The sequence below is a fragment of the Clostridium sp. genome (genome assembly GCF_050717635.1).
GTDB lineage: Bacteria > Bacillota > Clostridia > Clostridiales > Clostridiaceae > Clostridium_AD.
The window spans coordinates 17,863-40,729 of the sequence record NZ_JBOITO010000010.1 but is presented as its reverse complement, the minus strand read 5'-3'; the positions used below and the strand labels follow the sequence as shown (position 1 = coordinate 40,729).

The following is a 22,867-nucleotide window of genomic DNA, read 5'->3' as shown; positions in this document are numbered from 1 at the left end:
ATATACTATAAGGGGAATTAATTATGAATTTATATAATGAGTTATTAGACAAAAAAACAAAGCTATCTTTAGTTGGTTTAGGGTATGTAGGATTACCTTTAGCAATAGCTTTTGATAGAAAGGTTAATGTTATAGGGTTTGATATAAATAAAGAGAAGTTAGAAACATATAAGTCTGGGATTGATCCAACAAATGAAATAGGTGATGAAGGTGTTAAAAATTCATCAGTATTTTTTACTAGCGATGAAAGTAAATTAAGAGAATGCAAATTTCATATAGTTGCAGTACCAACACCTACTAATGTTGATAAAACACCAGACTTAAGGCCAGTTAAAGGTTCAAGTGAGATAATAGGAAGAAACTTAACTAAAGGTTCTATAGTAGTATATGAGTCAACAGTATACCCAGGTGTAACTGAAGAAATATGCGTACCTATATTAGAAAGAGAATCAGGTTTGAAATGTGGACAAGACTTCAAAGTAGCATATTCACCTGAAAGAATTAATCCTGGAGATAAAGTTAATAGATTAGAAAATATAGTTAAAATAGTTTCAGGAATGGATGAAGTAACATTAGATACTGTAGCAAAAGTTTATGAGTTAGTAATAGAAGCTGGTGTGTATAGAGCAGAAAGTATAAAAGTTGCAGAAGCAGCTAAGCTTATAGAAAACTGTCAGAGGGACGTAAATATAGCATTTGTAAATGAATTAGCTATGATTTTCAATAAAATGAACATAGATACTAAAGCTGTTATAGATGCAGCAGGTAGTAAGTGGAACTTCATTAAAATGAATCCCGGTTTAGTTGGAGGACACTGCATAGGGGTAGATCCGTACTATCTAATACATAGAGCAAAAGAAGTAGGAGTGGAATCTAAGGTAATAGCAGCAGGTAGAAAAATTAATGATGGTATGGCTAAGTATATTGCTGAGAATACTGTTAAGAGTTTAATAAAAGCTAATAAGAGAGTTAAGGGTGCTAAAGTAGCGATACTCGGAATTACATTTAAAGAAGATTGTCCTGATATTAGAAACACTAAAGTTGTAGACGTTATTAAAGAATTAAAAGAATATGACATAGATGTCTTAGTTACAGATCCATTTGCTGATAAGAATGAAATAAAAAAAGAATATGGATTAGAGTTAAGGAATATTCAGGATATAAATGATATGGATGCAGTTATATTAGCGGTATCGCATAGTGAGTATAGAAACATGGATATTAATGATTTTAGCAAGTTATATTGTGTAAATGATATACTAGACGAAGTTGCAGCAGATGAAGAACTAGGATATAAAAATGTATTTATCGATATTAAAGGAATAATGGACAAAGATAGTGTTGATAGAGACAGATTTATTTACTGGAGATTATAGTTGTTTTGAAAATAAGACTTGAAGATACATATGATGTTAAAGCTGTGTTTAGTAATAAAGTATTTAAAGGTGGCAGATATTTGGTTATAAAATAGAGTAGGATAAAGAAGTGGATAAATTAATTTACTTTTCACTAAAACCACTAATTAAGGTTGGTATGGATTTTTGTGAATAAGACAATAAAAAAAACCCATTTATAGTTGGGCACTGAAAAAGTAAATTTTAAAATCAATATTAAGACCTAAAATATATTTTGCATTTTAGGTTAACTTTCACTTTTAACCACAAGTATATTTATCTAAAATATAATACTTAGTTTATTGTAAAAATGTACTTTCTTATAGATTGATAAGAAAGTTTGAAGATGTTATAATTAGCTTACTTGAAAATTAAAATAGTGGTGGTGATTTAGAATGGATAATGAAACAAAGAAAATGTTCGAAATATTGATAAAGAAATTAGATACTATAGAAGAAAATCAAAAGGAAATGTATGTAAGCCAAAAGAATATGGAAATAAGACAGGATGAAATATTTTCTGTTGTAAATGCTATTGAACTTAGTAATACTACGCATAAAGCAGAGATTGATAATATTAGCAAACATAAACTGCCAGCTAACGCTGACAATTTATGTAATGGGGTCGCATCAGGCGCCTATTTTATGGGAACCGAAAAGGTGAACATGAGGTAGGCATGCGGAGCTAGGCGAAAATGGGACATCTGATGCGGATTTAATAGCGTGAAATTAGGTAAGAAACAGAAACAGCCAGCTAACGCTGACAATTTCTGTAATGGGGTCGTGTCAGCCGCCTATTTTATGGGAAGCGAAAAGGTAAACATGAGATAGGCATGCGGAGCTAGGCGAAAATGGGACATTTGATGCGGATTCATTAGATGTAAAATTAGATTGAAAAATTAAAACCTAAAGAAGAGTATAAACAAAAAAAACTTGGCGGCAACCATGGGGAACCACTGAAATTTATAATTTTGGTGGTTTCTTTAGCAAACATAAACTGCCAGCTAACGCTGACAATTTATGTAATGGGGTCGCATCAGCCGCCTATTTTATGGGAACCGAAAAGGTAAACATGAGATAGGCATGCGGAGCAAGGCGAAAATGGGACATTTGATGCGGATTCATTAGATGTAAAATTGGATTGGAAGATTAAAAACCAAAGAAGAGTATGAACAAAAAAACTTGGCGGTAGCCATGGGGTGAGACCACTGAAATTTATAGAAATATATTAGCAAACAGAAACAGCCAGCTAACGCTGACAATTTATGTAATGGGGTCGCATCAGGCACCTATTTTATGGGAACCGAAATGGTAAACATGAGATAGGCATGCGGAGCTAGGCGAAAATGGGATATTTGATGCGGATTCATTAGATGTAAAAGTGGATTGAAAAATTAAAACCTAAAGAAGAGTATGAACAAAAAAAATTGGCGGCAGCCATGGGGAACCACTGAAATTTATAATTTTGGTGGTTTCTTTGTCGTTAAAATCGGTTTAGAACATTATGTTATTTAAAGAGCACCCAATATAATTACTATTATGTTGGATGTTTTTTGCTATCATGCCAGTACTTTTCATATTCAGATAAATCTAAAAGACAAGACCTAAGACCTAGGCCTAAGGCCTAAGACAAAAAATAGAAAAAAGTAGTAGGGATATTCTCTACTACTCAAAACATGAAAAGACATATTATATTTACAGGGAAATCAAAACTCGACAAGCCTTTGTATAACGGGGTTTAAGCAAATCAAATTACTATTGTCCATAAAATACCATATTGTTTAATTTTAAAGATAAATTCATACTAAAAGGTCGTATGTTAGTAGCTGCGATAGTTGGTGTAGATATGAGATCAACAATTGATATGGATGCGACCATAAAAATCTTATCCATTAAGTATGGAATCTATTAAAAGTGCCTTTGATGCTATTTTATCAGTAGCAATAGATGATGGAGTAAATGTAGAACTTAAAAAAATAGAAAATTCATTATAGTGTCATAGAATAATAAAAAAGAAGTGTGATTTGTACATAATTATGTTATAATAATGAAAACAATCAGTGTACAAGTAAGTACACTAGATATAAAAAAGAGGTGATCTTCTATGCCACAAATAAGACCAATAACAGATTTGAGAAATACAAATGAAATATCTGAGATGTGTCATAAAAAACATGAACCTATTTTCATTACTAAAAATGGTTATGGAGATTTAGTTGTAATGAGTATGGAAACTTATGAATCCCAACTTGCTATAGTAGGAGTGTACAAAAAACTTGCTGAAGCTGAAGCACAGGTTTCAGGAGGAGTAGCGTTACTAGATGGTGAGGAAGTTTTCAAGAAGTTGAGGAATAAATATGCCAATAAATGAATACAAAATAAAATTTACACCAGTTGCTGAGGAAGACTTAGATCAGATTTATGAGTATATAGTTAATAAATTATTTGCAGGAACTGCGGCAAATGATCTGATGGAAAAAATAGAAACAGGGATAATGAGGTTAAAACAGTTTCCTTTTTCCTGTAGCCATGTATTAGATGAAGCATTAAAAACAAGAGGTTATCGTAGGTTTATAGTAGATAATTATATTGTATTTTATTTAGTGAATGAGTCTGAAAAACAGGTGGTAATAATGCGAATTCTATACGGAGCTAGAAATTATGAGACCTTAATGTAGTAAGTTCAGGGCGGAAGCCAGGGTATGTAGCAAGCTCAGCCAAGGCCTCGTAAGTAGTAACCATTAAACGGATTCGCTCTGCTAATCCATTTAATGGAAGGAGGTTGTGTCAGGCACCTAGTAAATGGGAATGCAGCGCTAGGCGAAGATGGGACATCTGATGCGGATTTACTAGAATGTAACTCAGGTAGGGAAAATTGAGAGTTTCAAAAAATAAAAACAAAAAAAATTGGCGGTAGCCATGGGGTGAGGCCAGCGAAAAAACTACTTAAATGCAATAGGGATGCATTCGGGTAGTTTTTGTTTATTAAATTTTTTTTTGGATATAATTTAGAAATAAAAATATATCTATGGGAGAATAAAAGCTATGGTCAGTAGCAAGGCGGCCCTATGGTCCACCAAGGACCCCTGGGGGATGTGAACGTTTAGTGAACATCATATGCGAAAGCTAGGCGAAGATGGGACATCTGATGCGGATTCATTAGAAGAGAAGCTTAGTGGAAAAGCTCTGATACTTTGAAAAGAATAAGAACAAAAAAACTTGGCGGTAGCCATGGGGTGAGACCAGTGAAATATTTAAATATATTTCTCTGGTTTTTTTCGTCGTTAAGGCCAGGTTTCACGACATTAATAGAATACTCATTATATTATTTATTTAGGTGAAAAGATACTTCAAAATAGAAAAAAAATGATATAATACTATTAGTTTATTGTAATATATAATATTATTAAATAGAGTAGTGTGAAATAATTTTATAGTGCTTTTAGTTTAAATAAAGCTAAATTGTAAAATTCATGTGAATTATATATAATATAATTACAATTAAATTTAACAGATTAAATTCTTGAAAAAGGTTGTGTGCTTATGCAATACACAGTTGAAGAACTACAAACAATGCCAGAGAATCAAGTTTTTGACAAAAAAAGTATACGTATTGATCCAAAGAATTTAGCAGATCCTATTATTGCCTTTGCTAATGCTGATGGTGGTACTCTTGCTATCGGTATTGATGATAAGACAAGGCAAATAGAGGGTATAAAGGGTTATGAAGAAAAAATTAATGAGTTTTTACGAGTTCCATTTGATTTTTGCAAGCCTACAATTAAAGTTGATTTCAAAAGAATTGATTGCATAGATAAAGAGGGTAATTTAAATCAATTATTATTAATAAATGTATATCAGAGCACTCAAGTACATACTAATCAGGCTGATGTTGTTTTTTATCGTGTTGGGGATAAATCAAAAAAATTAAGCTTTGACGAAAGGATGCAGCTTATTTATGATAAGGGCGATATGCTCTATGAGGACACTTTTTTGAGAGAAGCATCCTTAGAGGATATTGATATGAATGCTGTTACAGAATACATCAATATAATTGGATATTCTAAGACTCCACTTGAATATTTGTCTGAAGGTAAAGATTTTATCCGGAAAGAAAATGATAAGTTCGCTATCAGTGCAGCAACAATACTTCTCTTTGGAAAGTTTCCACAAAGATTCTTCCCACGTGCAAGAATTCGCTTTATTAAATATCAAGGGATAGAAGAAAAAACTGGGGCACAAATGAATATAATTAAAGATGTGATTTTTGAAGGAACAGTTTTACAAATGCTTAGAAAATCAATAGAATTTGTTGGGACCCAGATAAAAGAGTATACAAGGCTTGTAAAAGGTGGATTATTTAAAACAACGCCAGAGTATCCTGAGTTTGTATGGAATGAAATTATTGTAAATGCTGTTGCACATCGGGACTATAGCATAAAAGGAACTGACATACAAATAAAAATGTTTGATAATAGAATTGTTGTTGAAAGTCCAGGAAGTTTACCTGGACTTGTAAGACTTAATAATATGCGTAATGTGCACTTTTCTAGAAATCCTAAAATTGCAGGACTTTTAAAGGACTACAAATATGTTAAAGAATTTGGTGAAGGTGTAGACCGTATGTGTAACGAAATGGTGGAGTTAGGGTTATCAGAACCTGAATTTAGTACAGTTGCGTTTATGACTAAAGTGGTAATAAGTAATAATAAAGATTTAAATGATACTTTAAATGATACTTTAAATGATACTTTAAATGATACTTTAAATACAACAGAAAGAAAAATACTCAGTGAAATTTATAATGATCAAAGAATTACTGCTAAAAATATATCTGTGAATACCAAATTTGCAATAAGTACAGTAAAAAGGAATTTGGCATCTTTGCAGAATAAAAATATCATTATCAGAGTAGGTTCAAAGAAGACTGGTTTCTGGGAGATTAAGTAGCAAACAGAAACTGCCAGCTAACGCTGACAATTTCTGTAATGGGGTCGCATCAGCAGCCTATTAATTGGGAATGGGAAATTAGAGTTTGGAAAAAATAGAAATAAAAAAACTTGGCGATAGCCAGTATAGAAAGCTACTGAATGCATAGTGATGTATTTCGGTTAGCAAACAGAAACTGCCAGCTAACGCTGACAATTTCTGTAATGGGGTCGTGTCAGCCACCTATTTTATGGGAATCGAAAAGGTAAACATGAGATAGGCATGCGGAGCTAGGCGAAAATGGGATATTTGATGCAGATTCATTAGATGTAAAAGTGAATTGAAAAATTAAAACCTAAAGAAGAGTATGAACAAAAAAACTTGGCGGCGGCCATGGGAAACCACTGAAATTTATAATTTTGGTGGTTTTTTCGTCGTGAAGTGACAGTTTCACGAAATTGTTATAGATTGTTAAGAAAGATTTATGATTTACGGTTTACACTTTAAAATAAAGAATTTGTATGCTTTGTTTGAAATTACATAAAAAAGCAACAGAGCTTGTTTGCTTCGCTTCCTAATACTGTAAGGGGTCAGACCCTTGGGTATGATTGGCAAGCGAAAGCAATGCGAAAATGGGACATTTGATGCGAATTTATCGGCAAACAGAAACAGCCAGCTAACGCTGACAATTTCTGTAATGGGGTCGTGTCAGCCGCCTATTTTATGGGAACCGAAAAGGTAAACATGACATAGGCATGCAGAGCTAGGCGAAAATGGGACATTTGATTTCAATTCATTAGATGTAAAATTGGATTGGATGATTAAAACTCAAAGAAGAGTATAAACAAAAAAGCTTGGTGGCAGCCATAGGATGGAAGCGCTCAATATAATAAAGGTTATATTGAACCAAAAGAAAAAACCATCTAACAATAGATGGTTTTTAAATATCATTTAACTGCTTTTAATTTTGCGATATCTTTCCAGTTACTGGCTGTTATAACTTCAACATTGCTTAAATTATCTTTTATATCTTCTAAGTTGCTACTTACCATAGTTCTAAATTCTGTTAAGTCTGCTGTTTGATCAACAACTGAATCTAATTTTATTTCAATCCTATCAATTTTTAAATCTGTGTTTTTTTGTCCTTCTAACAATTGATTTAGTAAAGATACTATTTTTTCATCCATTACCATCACCTCATAATTATAGTATATCATTTATTTTAAACAAATACGAGTGGAATTGTATGTAAATATATTATTTGCACATTGCAATATGAGCAAGTAAAAAAATGGTTTCCGTTACACTACACCCATTTTTTACAAATACCCCCGGCAGGCTGTGCGAAAACCTAAAAAAAACTATAATTTCTGTAATGGGGTCGCATCAGCAGCCTATTTTATGGGAATCGAAAAGGTGAACATGAGGTAGGCATGCGGAGCTAGGCGAAAATGGGACATCTGATGCGGATTTAATAGCGTGAAATTAGGTAGAAAAATATAGAAGATTAGAAAAGAATAAGAACAAAAAAAAGTTGGCGATAGCCATTGGGGGTGACCACAGAAATATATATAAATATTTCTGTGGTCTTTACGTCGTTAAGTGACAACTTCACGATATTTATACAATATAAAATGTTCTTTATATTGGGTGAGTAAATAGTGCATAAGGTAAGAAAAGAGGATATAATAAAATGAGTGTGAAAGTGGATTTATATTATTAATCAAATAAAGTAGAAATAGTTACAGTGGTAAACAAGAATATAATTATTCATTTTATATTTTATATTATCTTAATTAAAGGTAAATAATGGATTTGTGTTTAATTATATATAAGATAATGCACAAAGTCAAAAAATATAAATATAATATTGTGTGTTTAAGTATGGTACGTATGACTTATACTTGCTAAATAGTTTGAATTATTTATATGAATGATTTAATATTATATTTTAATAGGAAAATTTGTGAATTACACAAAAATTTATTTAAATTTTAAAATAGGATTATCGTATTGGATAGGAGGTACATTGATATGAAAGATACAGAGCTTCTTCAGTTAATTAAACAATTTAGAGAATTGCCTGCTGAAACTGAATGGATTGAATTTAAGGAAGCTAAGAGTCAGTATGATTTAATAAAATCGGTCAGTATTTTTCAGCGCTGAGTAATGAGGCTAATTTAAAAGATAAAAGGTATGCTTGGCTTGTTTTTGGCATTAAGGATAATAGAGAGGTTGTAGGTACCAATTTTAGAAAAGATAAAGCTGATTTAGATAATTTAAAATTTGAGATTTCTAAAAAGACTACAATCGCTTTAACATTTATTGAAATATATGAATTAAGTATAGAGGGTAATAGAGTTATAATGTTTCAAATTCCAGCGGCGCCAAAAGGAATTCCTATAGCTTGGCAAGGTCATTATTATGGCAGAGATGCTAGTTCAATAGGTGCTTATTAACTAAAAAATAAGAAGAACTTTAGAGCTATTTAAGAAGAACTTTAGAAGTTTTTCAAGGAAAAATAGTTAGTATAAAGGACATAAATGGCTCCGTTGAAGGCTTATACAACTTTAGATGTTCTTCTTGAAATAATGTAGTAAAAAAACTTAGCAAACAAAAACTGCCAGCTAACGCTGACAATTTATGTAATGTTATGTAATGGGGTCGCATCAGCAGCCTATTAATTGGGAATGGGAAATTAGAGTTTGGAAAAAATAGAAATAAAAAAACTTGGCGATAGCCAGTATAGAAAGCTACTGAATGCATAGTGATGTATTTCGGTAGTTTTTGTTTATTAAGAAGTTATTTGGATATAATTTAAATAAATAATTACTTAGTAGGAGAATAAAAAAATATGGTTAGAAAAAAGTGTGATTGGTACCCAGGATCAATTCATCATATTACATGTAGAGGTAATAGAAGAAGTGATCTATTTAAATCTGAAGAGGATTATGTAATATTTCTTGCAATAGTTAAGGAAGCAATGGAGAAATTCCCTTTTAAATTATATAGTTACTGTTTGATGACAAATCATGTTCATTTACAAATAAGAACATTAGATAATAATATTTCTGAAATAATGAAGAAAATCAATCAAACATATGCCCAATACTTTAATAAAACATATAATTATATAGGCCATTTGTTTCAAGATAGATATCATTCGGAAGTTATTGAAACTGATGAACAAATGCTTGCTACAAGTCGATACATACATTTAAATCCAGTGAGAGCGAATATGGTTAAAAACGCAGAGGAATATTCCTGGTCTAGCTATAAAATATATATAGGTGAGGAAAAGGAAAAACTTATTTCATCAGAAGAAATCCTTCTGCATTTTAAAGAAGAAAATAAACATAAATTATATAAGAACTTTGTAGAAAGTGCTATAAAAATAAAATCTGATAGCGTGAAAGTAGGTTGTATAAATGGCAGCAGTAGTTAATAGTTTTGCTTTGAGTGGAGTAGATGGATATGTAGTAAAAATTGAAACTGACACAATATATGGGCAGCCATCTGTATCAATTGTTGGGCTAGGAGATGCTTCAGTAAAGGAAGCAAAGGAAAGACTTGAAGCTGCCATTGTACATATCAAATACGAATTTCCAAAAATGAAAATTGTTATTAATCTTTCACCAGGAGACATCAAAAAGAGTGGATCTCACTTTGATTTAGCAATGGCTATAGGGCTGTTGATACAATCTAAACAAATAAATATAGAAGAGATTCAAAACTTTGGGTTTATTGGTGAACTATCTTTAAATGCCGATATAAGACCATGCTCAGGAATTCTACCTATGGCAATAGAAGCTAAGCAAAGGGGAATTACGAGTCTAATTGTTCCTAAGGAAAATATAATGGAAGCCTCTTTAGTAAAAGGGATAAATATTTTCGGATTTGATAAGCTAACAGATGTAATTTCTTTTTTAGAAGGGGTGACCCCTTATAGTATCCCAAAAGAATCAAAATGTGAGAATGAAATACAAGATCCTTACCTATTTGATTTTCAGGAGGTCCAAGGTCAAGAGGCTATTATAGAATTTATTATGGTAGCTGCAGCAGGAGGTCATAACTTACTTATGTCTGGAGCACCAGGCTGCGGTAAGTCTATGATAGCAAAAAGGATACCATCAATCTTGCCATCAATGACAGAGAAGGAAGCTCTAGAAGTAACAAAAATATATAGTGTAGCAGGTGTTTTAAAAAACAGAGGTGCATTAATAACAGAAAGACCATTTAGAGCACCACATCACAATGCTTCTATGAATTCTTTAGTAGGTGGAGGGTGCAATGCTACACCTGGAGAAATTTCGCTTTCTCATAACGGAGTGCTATTTTTAGATGAGATTGCAGAATTTAATAAGAAAACTTTGGATGCTTTAAGGCAACCTATGGAAGATAATGAGGTTACTATTTCTAGAGTTAAATACACTAATGTCTACCCTGCAAGTTTTATGCTTATAGCTGCTATGAATCCTTGTCCTTGTGGTTATTACGGGCAACAAAGATGTCATTGCACGGATTATGAGGTTTTAAAATATAGGCAGAAAATATCAGGACCAATGCTGGATCGTATAGATATACAAAAATACGTTATGCCTGTGGATTTTATAAAACTTTCAGATAATTCCAAAGGAATTAGTTCTTTTGAGATTAGAAAAAAAGTGGAGTTCGCTAGAGATATACAAAGGGAAAGATATAAAAATAATGAGAAAGTAAATTCAAATGCAGAGATGACACCGGATTTAATCAAAAAGTTTTGCATACTTGATGATGAAAGTAAAAAGTTATTAAGAATGGCTTTTGATAGATTTAATTATAGTGCAAGGACTTATCATAAATTCTTAAAAGTAGCAAGAACCTTTGCAGATATAGATGGTGCTAAGAATATAAATAAGAGGCATATGGCCAAAGCATTATTGTGCAGAGATTTGGACAAAGAACAAGTGAATATGGTAGTGATTTAGTATGGTTACTAATGATAGAAATCTACTATACTGGATATGGTTATCACAAATTAGTGGGATAGGTCCCGTAATCTCAAAAATATTATTAGATGTCTTTAAAACCCCAGAAAATATTTATAAAGCTACCAAACATGAACTTATAAATATAAATAGGATAGGTAACGCTACTGCAGATATAATTTTTAGTTCTAAATCTTTAGCAAACTCAGAAGAAATTTTAAAAAAATGTGAAAAGATAAATATAAAAGTATTAACTTATGGAGATTCCTTATATCCAATTGAAGTAAAGGATATTAAAAAAGCTCCAATTATTCTATATTATAGAGGTAATGTTATAGAAGATAGTATGGGAGTAGCAATTGTTGGTAGTCGTAGATGTACTGAATATGGTAAAACATTAACAGTAGAAGCATCGGAGTTCTTAGCTCAAAATAACGTACCAATTATTAGTGGAATGGCTAAAGGGATAGATGGATATGCACAAATAGCTTGCCTAAAAGCAGGCGGATATACTATAGCTATCTTAGGGTGTGGGGTAGACATATGTTATCCAAAAGAACATATAGAACTTATGATGAAGATTATAGAAAAAGGGACCGTTATTTCAGAATATCCACCAGGAACAAAACCCAATCCTAATTATTTTCCAATGAGAAATAGATTAATAAGTGCTTGGTGTAAAAAACTTTTAGTGGTGGAAGCGGGAGATAAAAGTGGCTCTCTTCTGACCGCAGCTTTTGCAAAAGAACAAAACAGGCAAGTATTTGCTGCACCAAATAGTATTTATAGTAGAGAAAGTATAGGTACAAATAGGTTAATAAGAGAAGGGGCTGAAATATATTTAAAACCTTCGCAATTACTACTAGAGGGTATGAGGACGCAAATAGTGTGTAGTGAAAACGCATCTCTCATATCTGATGAGTTAACTTCACTAGAAAAGGCTATACTTGATAGATTAAAGGGCAAATCTATGACGTTAGGCGAACTGTTACTTAATGTAAAAGATGATAGATCTGATATTATAGAAGCCATTTCAGTAATGGAATTAAGAGGTTTAATAGTAAATGTGGGTGGGTTTTTAAGAAGTAAAAAACTTGGCGACAGCCATGGGGTGAGACCAGTGTAATATTTAAATATATTCCACTGGTTTTTTCGTCATTAAAGCCAGGTTTCGCGACATTGCTTTAATGCTTTAAAAGTAGTGTGAAGAAAAAATTAATGTGATATAATAAAATTATAAATACATTGCATAATTACAAGGAAGTGAATAATTTTGAAGACAAAACATGATTTTGATGCAGCTTGGAAATCAATCTTGGAAGCATTTGAAGAAGAAATAGTAGAATTGCTTTTTCCAGAGATATTTAATAAAATAGCTTGGGAAATGGGAACAGAATCATTAGATAAAGATTTGCAAGAAATACAAAAGGAAATATTTGATAAGGATAGCGCTGAAAACATAATATCAGATAAAATAATAAAGGTGAGATTAAAAGATAAAGGAAGCAAGATCTTATTTATTCATGTAGAAGTACAAAGCTATAGAAGTGGGCATGAAATTTTTGGAGAAAGAATGTTTAGATATTTTTATAGAATATGGGATAAATTTAGATATAAGAATAAAGATAGGTCAGAAATAGTAGCTGCAGCAATATATACCTATAAAGGTGATAGTGGAAAAGATAAAAGTTATGTATATAAATTACCAGAGTTAGAAAATGAAATACTAATATATAACTTTAAAACTATTGATGTAGAAAAAATAGAACTTGAAAATATTAGTGATGATAACCCACTCAAATTAGTTTTTAAAATGGCAAAAAGTTTATTAGAAACAGGTTCAAGAGACGAGGATATATATGAGGCAAAAATAAAACTATCAGATGAATTATCAACTTATAATAAAGTTAAAAACAATGATCAAGTAAAAGCATTAGTAGATTTTTTAGGATACTTATTTTTAACTGAAGACATTGCGTTTGAAAAGAAATATGAAGAATATAAAAGGGAAAGAGGAGGTGCATTTAAATTGAGTATAGACGAAATTAGAAAATTGCACTACAAGGAAGAAGGCAGAGAAGAAGGCAGAGAAGAAGGCAGAGAAGAAGGAATAAAACAATTAATATTGAAACAATACAGTAAAGGGCTTTCTATAGAATATATTGCGGAGATAAATGATTTTGATGTAGAATATGTAAGGGATGTAGTAAAGAATGTAATCCACTAGTAATTAGGGAACCACAAAATAGCAAACAGATAGCAAGGCGGGCCCGTTGGTCCGTCAAGTAGCAAACAGAAACTGCCAGCTAACGCTGACAATTTCTGTAATGGGGTCGTGTCAGTCACCTATTTTATGGGGATCGAAAAGGTAAACATGAGATAGGCATGTGGAGCTAGGCGAAAATGGGACATTTGATGCGGATTCATTAGATGTAAAAGTGGATTGAAAAATTAAAACCTAAAGAAGAGTATGAACAAAAAAAACTTGGCGGCGGCCATGGGTAACCACTGAAATTTATAATTTTGGTGGTTTCTTTGTCGTTAAAATCGGTTTAGAACATTATGTTATTTAAAGAGCACCCAATATAATTACTATTATGTTGGATGTTTTTTGCTATCATGCCAGTACTTTTCATATTCAAATAAATCTAAAAGACAAGACCTAAGACCTAGGCCTAAGGCGCAAGACAAAAAATAGAAAAAAGTAGTAGGGATATTCGCTACTACTCAAAACATGAAAAGACATATTATTTAATTTTAAAGATAAATTCATACTAAAAGGTGGTATGTTAGTAGCTGCGATAGTTGGTGTAGATATGAGATCAACGATTGATATGGATGCGACCATAAAAATCTTATCCATTAAGTATGGAATCTATTAAAAGTGCCTTTGATGCTATTTTATCAGTAGCAATAGATGATGGAGTAAATGTAGAACTTAAAAAAATAGAAAATTCATTATAGTGTCATAGAATAATAAAAAAGAAGTGTGATTTGTACATAATTATGTTATAATAATGAAAACAATCAGTGTACAAGTAAGTACACTAGATATAAAAAAGAGGTGATCTTCTATGCCACAAATAAGACCAATAACAGATTTGAGAAATACAAATGAAATATCTGAGATGTGTCATAAAAAACATGAACCTATTTTCATTACTAAAAATGGTTATGGAGATTTAGTTGTAATGAGTATGGAAACTTATGAATCCCAACTTGCTATAGTAGGAGTGTACAAAAAACTTGCTGAAGCTGAAGCACAGGTTTCAGGAGGAGTAGCGTTACTAGATGGTGAGGAAGTTTTCAAGAAGTTGAGGAATAAATATGCCAATAAATGAATACAAAATAAAATTTACACCAGTTGCTGAGGAAGACTTAGATCAGATTTATGAGTATATAGTTAATAAATTATTTGCAGGAACTGCGGCAAATGATCTGATGGAAAAAATAGAAACAGGGATAATGAGGTTAAAACAGTTTCCTTTTTCCTGTAGCCATGTATTAGATGAAGCATTAAAAACAAGAGGTTATCGTAGGTTTATAGTAGATAATTATATTGTATTTTATTTAGTGAATGAGTCTGAAAAACAGGTGGTAATAATGCGAATTCTATACGGAGCTAAAAATTATGAGACCTTAATGTAGTAAGTTCAGGGCGGCAGCCAGGGTATGTAGCAAGCTCAGCCAAGTCCTCGTAAGTAGTAACCATTAAACGGATTCGCTCCGCTAATCCATTTAATGGAATGAGGTTGTGTCAGGCACCTAGTAAATGGGAATGCGGCGCTAGGCGAAGATGAAACATTTGATGCGGATTTATCAGAAGAGAAGTTGGGTGGAAAAGCCCTGGAACACAGAAAAAAATAAAAGCAAAAAAACTTGGCGGTAGCCATGGGGTGAGACCAGTTAAATACTTAAATGTATTTCACTGGTTTTTTCGCCGTTAAAGGTGTGGTTTACGACATTTATAGAATATCCATTATATTAAATACACAAATAGTGTATAATAAAATTGTAAACTATATATAAAAATGCTAAAATGAAAGTATAATAGAAAGTAGGTGAGATGGCTTATAAATATTGAAAATGAACAACCAGTAAAATTAGATCAGATACTAAAGTCACTGTTTGCAGTATCAAAGAAAGTACTAATTACAATGATGAATAGTCTATTTAAAGAAGATTTTGATGAAAAAAAGGTAGAAATAACATTTGAAAACAGTGAATTTGTTTCAGATGATTATGATATAATACGTGGCGATTTATTTTTAAAGATTTCTAAGGAAAATAAACCATATCATTATCATATAGAGCTGCAAACAAAAAATGATTCAACAATGGTAATAAGAATGTTTGAATACGGTTTTAAAAAAGCAAAGGAATTAGCAAAGGGTCAGGTCGCTAATACAGAAGAAATAGTATTATTTATTCCAAAGCAATTAGTGATATTTGTTGAGCAAAATAAGAATATCAAAGATGAATTAAAAATGAAATTAATTTTTCCAGATGGACAGGAAATAAAATATACTGTGCCAACAATGAAATATTGGGAGTACAGTGACATAGATATTATGGAAGATAAAATGTATCCACTGCTTCCATTGCAAGTATTTAAACTTAGATATAAAATGGAGCAAATAAAAAAGAAATATGGCGAAGGAAGTAATGAACTTAGAGAAACAATTATAGAAGCAAAAAATATATCAGAAAAAATATCTAAAGAAGGAAGTCAATTATTTAATAATAGGGAAATAGACGGGGATGATTTACACAGAATATTATTAGCTGTGGCAAATTTATTTGAATATCTGAATACAAGATATGGTGAGGATGAAAAATTAAATGAGGAGGTACGCGCTATGACTAAGACTTTGTATGATCCAGTTGTAGAACAAAGGGGAAGAGAAAAAGGAAGAGAAGAAGGAAGAGAAGAAGGAGTGGAAAAAGAAAGAAAAGAAATAGCAACAGAAATGCTATTAGATGAAGAACCAATTGAAAAAATTAAAAAATACTCTAAGTTAAGTGAAGAAGAAATAATAGAACTAAGGAATAAACTATTTTTGAATTAGGAGGTAGCAAGCTCAGCCAAGGCCTCGCAAAGCCCCCTAGGGGTAAACCGAATGGTGTCGAAATTCGAGACAATGAACTTTAGGCTGGTAGAAAAATAAAAAAACTTGGCGATAGCCATGGATGGGAACTACTGAAATGTATAGAAATATTTCAGTAGTTTTTTGTCGTTAAAGCCATGTTTCACGACAATAATACAAAATCAATTATAATTTTAAGGGATGATCAATCCTCTTAGAGTAGTAACAAGCGCTGAAACCTTATAATTTGTATTTTTAAATTTGCATTATAAAAAAAATAAAACAAAAAAGTATGCTTTTTTGTTTTAAATGGTATAATTTAATAGAATAGTAACGATAATATTAGTAAAAGTGTTTCAAATAAGGAGGGTTAACAATGAGAAAATCGTATGTGCCATTCACATTTCCTAATGATAAATTAATTGATAAGGAAAGATTGTTTAATAAAGTAATAAAAGCAAATAAAGAAATTGCTATTTATAATGAAAAATTAAAAAACTCAAAAGTAAGACCTTCGCTTCTAATGGATTTGTTTTCATTAAAAGAAGCTTTAGAGTCTTCTAAAATTGAAGGTACTCAGGCAACTATGGATCAAATGTTAGATTATAGATCAGATGAGAAAAATGTTACAGATGATATTAGAGAAGTAATAAACTATCATATTGCTCTACAAGAAGGAGTATATGGTTTAGAAAGATTACCTATAAGCAGTAGATTAATAAAAAATTTGCATAAAACATTACTTGGGGGTGGTGTGAGAGGTGGAAGTAAAACACCAGGAGAATTTAGAACAGTTCAAAATTATATAGGAACACAAGGGTGTAAAATAGAGAATGCTTCATACATTCCACCAGAGCCACAGCTTGTAGATAGTTATATGAGCAATTTAGAAAAATTTATAAATGAAGATGATGAAACTAACGATTTAATTAAAATAGCATTAATTCACTCACAGTTTGAGACGATTCATCCCTTTTTAGATGGAAATGGTAGAATAGGAAGGATACTAATTCCTTTATATTTATACAGTAAAGGATTTATAAGTAGTGCTAACTTATTTGTAAGTGAAAGTTTAGAAAAAGATAAGTTTAAATACTATGATCTTTTAAATGCAACTAGAGTTATTGTGACAGACAAAGAAGACGATGAAGAGCAGAACAACATAGATGTTGCGGAAGCAAGAAAGATTTATTCTGATTGGATAGACTTCTTTTTATGTGCCTGCATAAATGAATCAAATAAATTAATTGATAAAATAGAAAAAATAAATGAACTATATAATATAGCTATTAATAAAAGCATAGAAATAATCGATAGCAGCAAAATGAGGGAAGTTATAGATGCTATATTTGAATTTCCTATTTTCACAAAAGTTAAAATAAGTAGTAAAGTTACAATTCCAACGACAACTTTAGATGGTTATTTAAGAAAATTAGTGGAAGCAAAAATCATTTATTCCGATCAAAAACCAAGAAATAGAAAATATTATTTTTACGATTTAATTAATATCTTAAGATAGACAGCAAGCGCAGCCAAGGCCTCGCAAAGACCTCGGGGTAACCCGAATGATGTCGAAATTCGAGATAATGAACTTTAGGATGGTAGAAAAATAAAAAAACTTGGCGATAGCCATGGGTGGGAACTACTGAAATGTATAGAAATATTTCAGTAGTTTTTTGTCATTAAATGTTTGTTTCACGACATTAATATAATATTTTAAAAGTAGTATAGAATAAATTATAATTTTCTGATAAAATAAGAATATAGGAATGGATGATTATATGAAAAGATTAAAACCTCTTAATGATTTCATTTTAAAAAAAAACTTTTGGTGAAGAAGAAACAAAAGATAATCTAATAGCACTACTTAACGCAATTCTAAGTAAAAAAGATAGAGATAAATTAGTAACACTTGAGATAGTTGAAAATAAAGAATTAACGCCTGAATCATATCTAAAGAGTAATATTAAATAAATAATAAATTTTTAGTTTTTTTGCCAGAAATGAATTATAATATAAAAAATAATGATATAATATAAAAATGAGATGATAATATGGATAGGTAGTTAGTAAGTCACCAATGTTAAGAAATGATAATAATTATAATAATATGGGGTGATAAAAAATGGCGAGCAATGAGGATATAATGGATATACTGGTTAAATTAACGGAAGGTCAGACAGAAATAAAAGGTGCATTATATACCGTAGATAGTAGGCTTAATAAAATTGAATTAATACAAGAAGAAATAAAGGCTAATGTTATCACATTGGGTGAACTTCATCAGGCACATGGTGAACAACAAGAACGATTATTTGAAGTTAGTGATAGTGTGATAATGGAGAAAATCGATATATCAGAAATAGCAATTAAGAATGTATCTATCGATGTGAAGCATGTTAAAGAAGTTGTTGAGGTTCTTGAAGAAGTTACTGGAAAACATGAAATTAAAATAAAGGTACTGGAACGTAGACCAGTATAAAATAGTAAGGTAGTTAGCAAACAGAAAAAGTTTGAAAGAAATATAATAGGTTGGAAAAAATAGAAACAAAAAAACTTGGCGGTAGCCATGGGGTGAGACCAGTGAAATATTTAAATATATTTTACTGGTTTTTTTCGTCGTTAAGGCCAAGTTTCATGACATTTACAAAGTATTCATTACGGTGATTAGATAAGTAGTGCATAAGGTAATAAAAGAGGATATAATATAGTAATGTTAGTAATATGGATGGGATATAATATAAAAGAAAAATTAAGTGATTGAATTTATGTAATCGAAAATATATTATATATTTAAGCCACTCTTTGGAGATTGAAAAACAAAGAAAGTTTATTCTTTTAGTGAAACATTATAAATTTCACAGAAAGACTTTGAATAAATAGAAATAATAAATAATGAGATAATATGGGAATGTAAACAATATAGAAAAGAGATCTATCTTATTGGCCAAAATTATATAATGGACAATAATTGTAAATAGAAATTTCAAGAGGAGGATGGGGTTATGGAATCTGAAGAGCTAATTCAGCTTATAGATAAAGGTGAAACTAGAGAAATAGAGTTTAAAAGCTGGATAAAAGCAAAAAGTAAGAAGGATCTAATGGGAGTGATAACAAAAGAAGCTGTGGCTCTAGCTAATACCTTTGGTGGGTATATATTCGTTGGCGTTGAAGATAATGGACAAATTACTGGTTGTAACGATTATGATATACAAAATATAATTGAAAGTATCTATGACAGGACTGTTCATAAGCTCTTTACAGATATTGAGGAAGTGGAATTAGTTGGCAAGATAGTTCTAGTAATCAAAGTTAAAAAATCAAATCAGTTAATATCAACATCAGCAGGCGAGGTCTTTAAAAGATTAGGTAAAAATTCAAAGCCTTTGTATCCTGATGAATACCATCTAAATGAAGTGACTAAAACTACGAATGATTTTTCAACATTAGTTTTGGCGGAGACATCAGAAATAAATATTAATACATTAGAGGTTTATAAATTAAAGGAAAGACTGAGAAGCAGGGATCCTGAATCAACATTAGTTAATTTACAGGATAAAGCATTTTTAAATGATTTAGGACTAACTGTGAGTGTAGATGGACAAGTAAAATTAACTATAGCTGGGTTATTATTTGTAGGTAAAGATGACTCCATTAGAAAGTACCTTCCACAGTCAGAGGTTATATATCTACATTACAATGAAAGGAATACTACAGAGTACGATAAGAGATTAGATTTAAGAACAACAATATTATCTGCATTAGATAGACTTACACAGATAATAGAGGATTCTAACACAATTGTTAATATACAGGTTGGGCTATTTAGAATGGAAGTTAAGGATTATCCAAAACATATTTTTCAAGAAGCTTTATTGAATGCGATTTCACACCGAGATTATACAAGTAATGGGGCTATTTATGTTAAACATTATCATAATAGATTAGTTATAGAAAACCCAGGTGGATTTCCACAAGGGATAACTACCGAAAATATAATAACTCATCCTTCAGTTCCACGTAATAAGCTTATAGCCGAAAACTTACAGCAATTTAAGTATGTGCAAAGGGCAGGTCAGGGTGTAGATATTATTTTTAGAGATATGCTTGCACTTGGAAAACATATGCCTGTATATACGTTTATAGTGATGCAGTAATACTTACTTTAAGAAATACCCTTGAAGATAAGGAGTTCGTTAAATTCATTTTGGAAGAACAAGAAACAAAGCAGAAGATATTTAATACTGTAGAGGTTATGATTTTGCATTATTTAAAAGAGAACAAAAGTATAAACATAGAAGAGGCTGCTAAGCTTACTCAGCTAGAAGGCATTGATATTAGAAATATATTAAATGAACTAGTTGAAGGTGGATACTTAGAAAGGAACAATAGAAAGTTTATATTCACTCAAAGGGTGTATGGATCATTTGGTGAAGATGTAGGCTATATTAAAGATAAAACTGTAGATTATATAAAAGCTAAAACTATGATTTTAGAGTATATAGAACAGAAAGGCTCAATAACAAATAAAACTGTTCAGGATTTATGCTGTTATGATGAAAGAAAGGTTAGGTATATTCTTAGTAAAATGAAAGAGGATGGAATAATTAGCTTAATTGCAGCGGGTAGTAATAGTTATTATGTTAGAACCGACAATAAACCGACAATAAACCGACAATTCAATAATCAAGTAAAAAAATGGTTACCGCTACGCTACATCCATTTTTTTACAAAGTTCCCTGGGGACTGTGAGCTTTTAGTAAACAGCATATGCGGAGCTAGGCGAAAATGGGACATTTGATGCGGATTTATCAGAAGAGGAGTTGGGTGGAAAAGCGCTGACTCTGAAAAGAATAAGAACAAAAAAACTTGGCGGTAGCCATGGGGTGAGACCAGTGAAATATTGAAATATATTTCACAGGTTTTTTTCGTCGTTAAGGCCAGGTTTCATGACATTTATAGAATAATCATTGTAATGTTTAGGTAAATAGTGCATAGTGTAAGAAAATGAGATAAGGTTTACTTAAATATATTTAAATGGTGCAAATATTCAAAAAATTTGATATAATACTTGTATTAGAGTTGTTTTAAATTAGAGAGGAAGGAATGATTTTGATGTTGCCAGAAACGAAATATATAACTTATGATGAATTTGTAAATATAGATGAGAATAGCGATGAATTATTAGAATACATTGATGGAATATTATATAATCAAGCATCACCATCCAAAACACATCAAATAGTAGCACTTAACATAGCTACTGAATTTAATATTTTCTTTAAGAATAAATTATGTAAGCCTTTTATCGCTCCATTTGATATTATACTGAAAAATGAAAAAGAAGAGTATCCCAAAAAGGTTATCCCAGATATAAGTATCATTTGCGATAAAATAGGTCTCAATGATGGAAACTATACTGGGGTGCCTACCTTAATTGTAGAGATATTAAGTCCGTCAAATGAGTCTCATGATTTAGTTACAAAGATGAATTTATATCAACACTTTGGAGTAAATGAATACTGGATAGTAAATCCTAAAATTAAAACAGTATCAATATATAAAATTAATGATAAAGGGTTTTATGAACAATTCGGAGTTTATAAAAACGGAGAAGAATTTGAATCAGCTACTTTCAAAGAACTTAAAATAAATTTGAAAGAAATTTTTGAACTTTAGCAACGCCCCCTTATCAACAGAGTTTAGCACTTAGCAACGAGCTAACTTCCAGTCATCTCCTAGAGCCTCTGAGGAAGAGCAAGAAATTACCAAAGGTGAATGCGAAGGTAAGACATGCGGAGGCTAGGCTAAAATGGGAACCCCGAAGGGCATCAAAGATGGGACAGCTGATGCGTTAGAACAGAAAAAGTTTGAAAGAAATATAATAGGTTGGAAAAAATAGAAACAAAAAAACTTGGCGGCAGCCATGGGGAACCACTGAAATTTATAATTTTGGTGGTTTCTTTGTCGTTAAAATCGGATTAGAACATTATGTTATTTAAAGAACACCCAATATAATTACTATTATGTTGAATGTTCTTGCTATCATGCCAGTACTTTTCATATTCAAATAAATCTAAAAGACAAGACCTAAGACCTAGGCCTAAGGCCCAAGACAAAAAATAGAAAAAAGTAGAATTAACAGATAGGGATCCACTTGAATGGATATCAATGCCCAAATCGTTTTGAGAAACTATATGCTTGAAAGACTTCTTGAGAGGATATCTCTATCTGAATTTAAAGATAAATTCATACTAAAAGGTGGTATGTTAGTAGCTGCGATAGTTGGTGTAGATATGAGATCAACGATTGATATGGATGCGACCATAAAATCTTATCCATTAAGTATGGAATCTATTAAAAGTGCCTTTGATGCTATTTTATCAGTAGCAATAGATGATGGAGTAAAGGTAGAACTTAAAAAAATAGAAAATTCATTATAGTGTCATAGAATAATAAAAAAGAAGTGTACTTTGTACATAATTATGTTA

Annotated in this window: 22 protein-coding genes; 20 read left to right on the top strand and 2 right to left on the bottom strand. The window is 31.2% G+C overall.

Going from position 1 to position 22,867, the window contains the following annotated elements:
- Positions 1-23 precede the first annotated feature (23 nt).
- The gene (locus ACREWB_RS04855; protein WP_431546361.1) at positions 24-1,376 is read left to right on the top strand and encodes a nucleotide sugar dehydrogenase; all 1,353 of its coding nucleotides are present in this window, start codon (positions 24-26) and stop codon (positions 1,374-1,376) included.
- Between the two features lie 413 nt (positions 1,377-1,789).
- The gene (locus ACREWB_RS04850; protein WP_431546360.1) at positions 1,790-2,068 is read left to right on the top strand and encodes a hypothetical protein; all 279 of its coding nucleotides are present in this window, start codon (positions 1,790-1,792) and stop codon (positions 2,066-2,068) included.
- Between the two features lie 1,080 nt (positions 2,069-3,148).
- Here ACREWB_RS04850 and ACREWB_RS04845 read toward each other — a convergent pair.
- Complete coding sequence (locus ACREWB_RS04845; protein WP_431546359.1) at positions 3,149-3,286, bottom strand: hypothetical protein; 138 nt, start codon at positions 3,284-3,286, stop codon at positions 3,149-3,151.
- 211 nt (positions 3,287-3,497) lie between these two features.
- On the opposite strand from ACREWB_RS04845, the gene ACREWB_RS04840 reads away from it, so the two are divergent.
- From ACREWB_RS04840 to ACREWB_RS04830, 3 genes are all read left to right on the top strand, one after another.
- On the top strand, positions 3,498-3,764 hold the full coding sequence (locus tag ACREWB_RS04840) for a type II toxin-antitoxin system Phd/YefM family antitoxin (RefSeq protein ID WP_431546342.1): 267 nt from the start codon (positions 3,498-3,500) through the stop codon (positions 3,762-3,764).
- Positions 3,751-4,071, top strand: coding sequence for a type II toxin-antitoxin system RelE/ParE family toxin (locus tag ACREWB_RS04835; protein WP_431546358.1), 321 nt, complete (start codon positions 3,751-3,753; stop codon positions 4,069-4,071). Before ACREWB_RS04840 ends, ACREWB_RS04835 begins: the two co-directional genes overlap by 14 nt.
- 865 nt (positions 4,072-4,936) lie before the next feature.
- Positions 4,937-6,343 carry an RNA-binding domain-containing protein gene (locus ACREWB_RS04830; protein WP_431546357.1) on the top strand — a complete coding sequence of 469 codons (1,407 nt, stop codon included), beginning with the start codon at positions 4,937-4,939 and terminating at the stop codon, positions 6,341-6,343.
- Between the two features lie 926 nt (positions 6,344-7,269).
- Here ACREWB_RS04830 and ACREWB_RS04825 read toward each other — a convergent pair.
- Positions 7,270-7,539 (bottom strand): hypothetical protein, encoded by a 270-nt coding sequence (locus ACREWB_RS04825; protein WP_431546356.1) that lies wholly within the window; start codon positions 7,537-7,539, stop codon positions 7,270-7,272.
- 817 nt (positions 7,540-8,356) lie between these two features.
- Here ACREWB_RS04825 and ACREWB_RS04820 point away from each other — a divergent pair.
- The 15 genes from ACREWB_RS04820 (at position 8,357) to ACREWB_RS04750 (ending at position 22,819) form a co-directional block, all read left to right on the top strand.
- Positions 8,357-8,488: a hypothetical protein gene (locus tag ACREWB_RS04820; protein WP_431546355.1), complete on the top strand. Its 132-nt coding sequence runs from the start codon at positions 8,357-8,359 to the stop codon at positions 8,486-8,488.
- Positions 8,464-8,781 carry an ATP-binding protein gene (locus ACREWB_RS04815; protein WP_431546522.1) on the top strand — a complete coding sequence of 106 codons (318 nt, stop codon included), beginning with the start codon at positions 8,464-8,466 and terminating at the stop codon, positions 8,779-8,781. Before ACREWB_RS04820 ends, ACREWB_RS04815 begins: the two co-directional genes overlap by 25 nt.
- 395 nt (positions 8,782-9,176) lie before the next feature.
- Positions 9,177-9,767: an REP-associated tyrosine transposase gene (locus tag ACREWB_RS04810; protein ID WP_431546354.1), complete on the top strand. Its 591-nt coding sequence runs from the start codon at positions 9,177-9,179 to the stop codon at positions 9,765-9,767.
- A complete protein-coding gene (locus ACREWB_RS04805) occupies positions 9,751-11,289 on the top strand; it encodes a YifB family Mg chelatase-like AAA ATPase (RefSeq protein WP_431546353.1) in 1,539 nt (512 codons plus the stop codon). Before ACREWB_RS04810 ends, ACREWB_RS04805 begins: the two co-directional genes overlap by 17 nt.
- A 1-nt stretch (position 11,290) precedes the next feature.
- Positions 11,291-12,415 (top strand): DNA-processing protein DprA, encoded by a 1,125-nt coding sequence (dprA, locus tag ACREWB_RS04800; RefSeq protein WP_431546352.1) that lies wholly within the window; start codon positions 11,291-11,293, stop codon positions 12,413-12,415.
- Positions 12,416-12,562: 147 nt separating this feature from the next.
- Complete coding sequence (locus ACREWB_RS04795) at positions 12,563-13,516, top strand: Rpn family recombination-promoting nuclease/putative transposase (protein WP_431546351.1); 954 nt, start codon at positions 12,563-12,565, stop codon at positions 13,514-13,516.
- 847 nt (positions 13,517-14,363) lie between these two features.
- Entirely contained in the window at positions 14,364-14,630 is a 267-nt protein-coding gene (locus ACREWB_RS04790; RefSeq protein WP_431546342.1) for a type II toxin-antitoxin system Phd/YefM family antitoxin, read from the top strand.
- Positions 14,617-14,937, top strand: coding sequence for a type II toxin-antitoxin system RelE/ParE family toxin (locus ACREWB_RS04785; RefSeq protein ID WP_431546350.1), 321 nt, complete (start codon positions 14,617-14,619; stop codon positions 14,935-14,937). The genes ACREWB_RS04790 and ACREWB_RS04785 overlap by 14 nt, the downstream gene beginning before the upstream one ends.
- Before the next feature lie 413 nt (positions 14,938-15,350).
- Entirely contained in the window at positions 15,351-16,358 is a 1,008-nt protein-coding gene (locus ACREWB_RS04780) for an RpnC/YadD family protein (RefSeq protein ID WP_431546349.1), read from the top strand.
- A 394-nt stretch (positions 16,359-16,752) separates the two neighbouring features.
- Complete coding sequence (locus tag ACREWB_RS04775) at positions 16,753-17,895, top strand: Fic family protein (protein WP_431546348.1); 1,143 nt, start codon at positions 16,753-16,755, stop codon at positions 17,893-17,895.
- Positions 17,896-18,501: 606 nt separating this feature from the next.
- Positions 18,502-18,858 carry a hypothetical protein gene (locus tag ACREWB_RS04770; RefSeq protein ID WP_431546347.1) on the top strand — a complete coding sequence of 119 codons (357 nt, stop codon included), beginning with the start codon at positions 18,502-18,504 and terminating at the stop codon, positions 18,856-18,858.
- 523 nt (positions 18,859-19,381) lie between these two features.
- On the top strand, positions 19,382-20,533 hold the full coding sequence (locus tag ACREWB_RS04765) for an RNA/DNA-binding domain-containing protein (RefSeq protein WP_431546346.1): 1,152 nt from the start codon (positions 19,382-19,384) through the stop codon (positions 20,531-20,533).
- A 50-nt stretch (positions 20,534-20,583) separates the two neighbouring features.
- A complete protein-coding gene (locus ACREWB_RS04760) occupies positions 20,584-21,177 on the top strand; it encodes a hypothetical protein (RefSeq protein ID WP_431546345.1) in 594 nt (197 codons plus the stop codon).
- 305 nt (positions 21,178-21,482) lie between these two features.
- Positions 21,483-22,055, top strand: a complete 573-nt coding sequence (locus tag ACREWB_RS04755) for a Uma2 family endonuclease (protein ID WP_431546344.1) — start codon at positions 21,483-21,485, stop codon at positions 22,053-22,055.
- Positions 22,056-22,561: 506 nt separating this feature from the next.
- Positions 22,562-22,819 carry a nucleotidyl transferase AbiEii/AbiGii toxin family protein gene (locus ACREWB_RS04750; RefSeq protein ID WP_431546343.1) on the top strand — a complete coding sequence of 86 codons (258 nt, stop codon included), beginning with the start codon at positions 22,562-22,564 and terminating at the stop codon, positions 22,817-22,819.
- Positions 22,820-22,867 lie beyond the last annotated feature (48 nt).

Coding starts and splice junctions, on each gene's coding strand:
- ACREWB_RS04855 (WP_431546361.1), top strand. CDS start 24: ATGAATTTATATAATGAGTTATTAGACAAAAAAACAAAGCTATCTTTA.
- ACREWB_RS04850 (WP_431546360.1), top strand. CDS start 1,790: ATGGATAATGAAACAAAGAAAATGTTCGAAATATTGATAAAGAAATTA.
- ACREWB_RS04845 (WP_431546359.1), bottom strand. CDS start 3,286: ATGGATAAGATTTTTATGGTCGCATCCATATCAATTGTTGATCTCATA.
- ACREWB_RS04840 (WP_431546342.1), top strand. CDS start 3,498: ATGCCACAAATAAGACCAATAACAGATTTGAGAAATACAAATGAAATA.
- ACREWB_RS04835 (WP_431546358.1), top strand. CDS start 3,751: ATGCCAATAAATGAATACAAAATAAAATTTACACCAGTTGCTGAGGAA.
- ACREWB_RS04830 (WP_431546357.1), top strand. CDS start 4,937: ATGCAATACACAGTTGAAGAACTACAAACAATGCCAGAGAATCAAGTT.
- ACREWB_RS04825 (WP_431546356.1), bottom strand. CDS start 7,539: ATGATATACTATAATTATGAGGTGATGGTAATGGATGAAAAAATAGTA.
- ACREWB_RS04820 (WP_431546355.1), top strand. CDS start 8,357: ATGAAAGATACAGAGCTTCTTCAGTTAATTAAACAATTTAGAGAATTG.
- ACREWB_RS04810 (WP_431546354.1), top strand. CDS start 9,177: ATGGTTAGAAAAAAGTGTGATTGGTACCCAGGATCAATTCATCATATT.
- ACREWB_RS04805 (WP_431546353.1), top strand. CDS start 9,751: ATGGCAGCAGTAGTTAATAGTTTTGCTTTGAGTGGAGTAGATGGATAT.
- dprA (WP_431546352.1), top strand. CDS start 11,291: ATGGTTACTAATGATAGAAATCTACTATACTGGATATGGTTATCACAA.
- ACREWB_RS04790 (WP_431546342.1), top strand. CDS start 14,364: ATGCCACAAATAAGACCAATAACAGATTTGAGAAATACAAATGAAATA.
- ACREWB_RS04785 (WP_431546350.1), top strand. CDS start 14,617: ATGCCAATAAATGAATACAAAATAAAATTTACACCAGTTGCTGAGGAA.
- ACREWB_RS04775 (WP_431546348.1), top strand. CDS start 16,753: ATGAGAAAATCGTATGTGCCATTCACATTTCCTAATGATAAATTAATT.
- ACREWB_RS04770 (WP_431546347.1), top strand. CDS start 18,502: ATGGCGAGCAATGAGGATATAATGGATATACTGGTTAAATTAACGGAA.
- ACREWB_RS04765 (WP_431546346.1), top strand. CDS start 19,382: ATGGAATCTGAAGAGCTAATTCAGCTTATAGATAAAGGTGAAACTAGA.
- ACREWB_RS04755 (WP_431546344.1), top strand. CDS start 21,483: ATGATTTTGATGTTGCCAGAAACGAAATATATAACTTATGATGAATTT.